A 3,972-nucleotide genomic window follows, 5' to 3' on the forward strand; every position below is an offset into this window, starting at 1 on the left:
CGCCGGTGACGGTCGCGAGCCTGACGGCCACCCCGCCGCTTCCCCTGCCGTGGCCCAAGGCCGCGCGCACGCACCTCCTGCAGCTGCTGGGCTCGGGCCCCGCGCAGGTGCCGATCTGGGAGGCGCTCGACCTGGCCGGCGTCGTCACCACGTGGATCCCGGAGTGGGCGGGCGTGCGCAACCGGCCGCAGCGCTCGGCGATCCACCGGCACACCGTCGACCGGCACCTGGTCGAGACCGTCGCCCGGGCGGGCCGCGACAAGCGCGTGGTCGAGCACGGGGAGACGCTGCTGCTCGCGGCGCTGCTGCACGACATCGGCAAGCGGGCCGGCGCGGGGGACCACTCGACCRAGGGCGCTCGGCTGGCGGGTCCGATCGTGACGCGCATGGGGTTCGACGACCAGGTCGCCGCCGATGTCACGCGCCTCGTCCGCGAGCACCTCACGCTCGCCGAGCTGGCCACCACGGCGGACCCCGACGACCCGGCGACCATGGCCCGGCTGCTGGACGCCGTCGACCACCGTCCGGACATGCTCGAGCTGTTGCGCGCGCTCACCGAGGCCGACGCCGGCGCCGCCGGGCCGCCCGCCTGGAGCACGTGGCGCGCGACGCTCGTCGACGACCTGACGGCACGGGCCACCCGTGAGCTGGCAGGTACGCTAGGTCGTCCCTGAACCCCCGAGCGTGAGGACCGCCAGGTGTTCGCCACCCTGTCCGACCGACTGACGTCGACCTTCAAGAACCTGCGCRCCAAGGGCCGTCTGTCCGAGGCGGACATCGACGCCACCGTGCGCGAGATCCGCCGGGCGCTGCTCGACGCCGACGTCGCGGTCCCGGTCGTCCGTTCGTTCACCGGTGCCGTGCGCGAGCGCGCGCTGTCGGCCGAGGTGTCCGGCGCGCTCAACCCGGCCCAGCAGGTCGTCAAGATCGTCAACGAGGAGCTCGTCGCGATCCTCGGCGGCCAGACGCGCACGCTCAACCTCGCCAAGAACCCGCCGACGGTCATCCTGCTCGCGGGTCTGCAGGGTGCGGGCAAGACGACGCTCGCCGGCAAGCTGGCGCTGCACCTCAAGGCTCAGGGCCACACCCCGCTGCTCGTCGCGGCGGACCTCCAGCGCCCCAACGCCGTGACCCAGCTCCAGGTGGTGGGGGAGCGCGCGGGCGTGCCCGTGTTCGCCCCGCACCCCGGCAACCAGGGCAGCGACGACGTCATGCCGTTCGGCGCCGACCCGGTCGCGGTCGCTCGCGAGGGCCTGGCCACGGCGAAGGTCAAGCTGCACGACGTGCTGATCGTGGACACGGCCGGCCGCCTCGGTGTGGACGCCGAGCTCATGCAGCAGGCGTCCGACATCCGCGACGCGCTCGACCCCGACGAGATCCTCTTCGTCATCGACGCGATGATCGGCCAGGACGCGGTGACGACCGCGCAGGCGTTCGCGGACGGCGTCGGGTTCACCGGCGTGGTGCTCTCCAAGCTCGACGGCGACGCGCGCGGTGGTGCCGCACTCTCGGTGGCCAGCGTGACCGGCAAGCCGATCATGTACGCGTCCACCGGTGAGAAGCTCACCGAGTTCGAGGTGTTCCACCCGGACCGGATGGCGTCCCGCATCCTCGACATGGGCGACATCCTCACGCTCATCGAGCAGGCCGAGAAGGCGTTCGACGCCGGCCAGGCCGAGGAGATGGCCGACAAGCTGGCGTCCGGCCAGGACCTGACGCTCGAGGACTTCCTCACGCAGATGCAGCAGCTGCGCAACGCCGGGCCGCTGAAGAAGATGATGGGCATGCTGCCCGGCATGGGGCAGATGCGGGAGGCGCTGGACAACTTCGACGAGCGCGAGGTGGACCGCATCGAGGCGATCATCCGGTCGATGACCCCCACGGAGCGCCGCACCCCGAAGATCATCAACGGCTCCCGCCGCTCGCGCATCGCCGCGGGATCGGGCACCAAGCCGAGCGACGTCAACCAGCTGCTGGAGCGCTTCGACGGCGCGCAGAAGATGATGAAGCAGATGGCCAAGGGCGGAGGCATGCCCGGCATGCCTCCGGGCATGGGGAACCTGCCCGGCATGGGCGGCAAGAAGTCGCGCGGCCGCACGGCGCCCCCCGTCCGCAAGGCCAAGGGCAAGTCGGGCAACCCCGCCAAGCGCGCCGAGCAGGAGCGCGGCATCACCAGCAAGCCGGCCGCGCCGGCGGGGTCCGCGTTCGGGATCGCCCCGAAGGCCGAGCCCACGACCCCCGCAGAGATCGAGCTGCCGGCCGGTCTGGACCGCTTCCTCGGCGGACGCTGAGCCCTCGTGGTCCTGCACCTGCGCGGCACGGTCGTCCTGGATGACGAGCGCGAGGTCGGCGAGGCGTGGGTCGTCGACGGCCGCATCACGTTCGACCGTCCGTCGTCGGCACCCGACGCCGTGCTGGAGGGCTGGATCCTTCCCGGGCTGGTCGACGTGCACTGTCACATCGGTCTGGCGTCGGACGGCCCGGTCGACGACGGCACGGCCGAGAAGCAGGCCCTCGCGGACCGCGACTCGGGGGTGCTGCTCGTCCGGGACGCCGGATCGCCGGCGGACACGGGGTGGGTGCACGAGCGCGACGACCTCCCGCGGCTGATCCGGTCGGGGCGGCACCTGGCCCGGCCGAAGCGCTACCTGCGGCACTACGGACGCGAGCTCGAGTCGGTCGAGGACCTGCCGGGCGCGGTGCGCGAGGAGGCCGCCCGCGGGGACGGCTGGGTGAAGCTCGTCGCCGACTGGATCGACCGCGACCTCGGCGCCGACGGTGACCTGCGCCCGCTGTGGCCGGCCGACGTGCTCGCCGACGCGGTCGCCGCAGCCCACGGTGCGGGGGCCCGGGTCACGGCGCACACGTTCGCCACCGAGTCGCTCGACGCGCTCCTCGACGCGGGCGTCGACTGTCTCGAGCACGCCACGGGCGCCACCCCCGACCAGATCGACCGCATCTCGTCGGCAGGGATCCCCGTGACCGCGACGCTGCTGCAGATCGCGCAGTTCGAGGCCATCGCCGCCCAGGGGTCCCGCTACCCCCGGTTCGCCGCGCGGATGCGAGCCCTGCACGCGCACCGGTACGAGCTCGTGCGGGACCTGCACGATGCCGGTGTCCCCGTGCTCGTGGGCACCGATGCCGGCGGCACGATCGCGCACGGCCGGATCGCCGACGAGGCCGCGGAGCTGGTCCGTGCCGGCATCCCGGCCCGCGACGTGGTGGCCGCCGCCAGCTGGCGCACGCGCGCCTGGCTCGGCGCCGACGGGCTCGACGAGGGCGCGTCGGCAGACCTGGTCGTCTTCGGGGCGGACCCGAGGCGGGACATCGCGGTGCTCGCCGTGCCGCGTGCCGTGGTGCTGCGCGGAAAGGTCGTCTGAGCAGACGTCGGGAGATCGGTGACCTGTGCGACATGGTTGGGACCGGCCCTGCACATCTGGCACAATGGTCGGCTGTACCCGGCGTCTGCAGCCCCTCTACCTGCGTTCGTCGTGTCCCCGATCTTCCCGGCGCGCCCACCCCACGGGCAATGCGCGGGCAGGTCACCCCAGCAGACATCAGGAGAAGACCACACCGTGGCCACCAAGATCCGCCTCAAGCGTCTCGGCAAGATCCGCGCTCCGTACTACCGCATCGTCGTCGCCGACTCGCGCACCAAGCGCGACGGCCGCGTGATCGAGGAGATCGGCAAGTACCACCCCACCGAGGAGCCCTCGTTCATCGAGGTCGACTCCGAGCGTGCGCAGTACTGGCTCGGCGTCGGCGCGCAGCCGACCGAGCAGGTCGCCGTGATCCTCAAGATCACGGGTGACTGGCAGAAGTTCAAGAACCTTCCCGGCCAGGAGGGCACCCTGCGCACCAAGGCCGACAAGGTCGACCCGAAGGCCGCCATCGACGCCGTCGCTCTCGACGCCGAGAAGGCCAAGGCCAAGGCGTCCGAGAAGGCTGCCTCGCAGAAGGCCGCCGCTGCCG

4 protein-coding genes are annotated in these 3,972 nt (G+C 72.5%); all 4 read left to right on the forward strand.

Annotation, left to right across the window (positions count from 1 at the left end):
• Positions 1–674 (forward strand): HD domain-containing protein (locus AC1DUQ_RS18815; protein WP_477074335.1); only part of this gene is annotated, 674 nt, incomplete at its 5' end.
• Between the two features lie 24 nt (positions 675–698).
• A complete protein-coding gene (ffh, locus tag AC1DUQ_RS18820; protein ID WP_477074336.1) occupies positions 699–2,291 on the forward strand; it encodes a signal recognition particle protein in 1,593 nt (530 codons plus the stop codon).
• Positions 2,292–2,297: 6 nt separating this feature from the next.
• Complete coding sequence (locus AC1DUQ_RS18825; RefSeq protein WP_477062635.1) at positions 2,298–3,380, forward strand: amidohydrolase family protein; 1,083 nt, start codon at positions 2,298–2,300, stop codon at positions 3,378–3,380.
• A 195-nt stretch (positions 3,381–3,575) separates the two neighbouring features.
• On the forward strand, positions 3,576–3,972 hold a 397-nt coding region (rpsP, locus tag AC1DUQ_RS18830; RefSeq protein ID WP_477074337.1), incomplete at its 3' end, for a 30S ribosomal protein S16.

It is taken from the genome of Cellulomonas sp. P4_B5_2 (assembly GCF_056402235.1).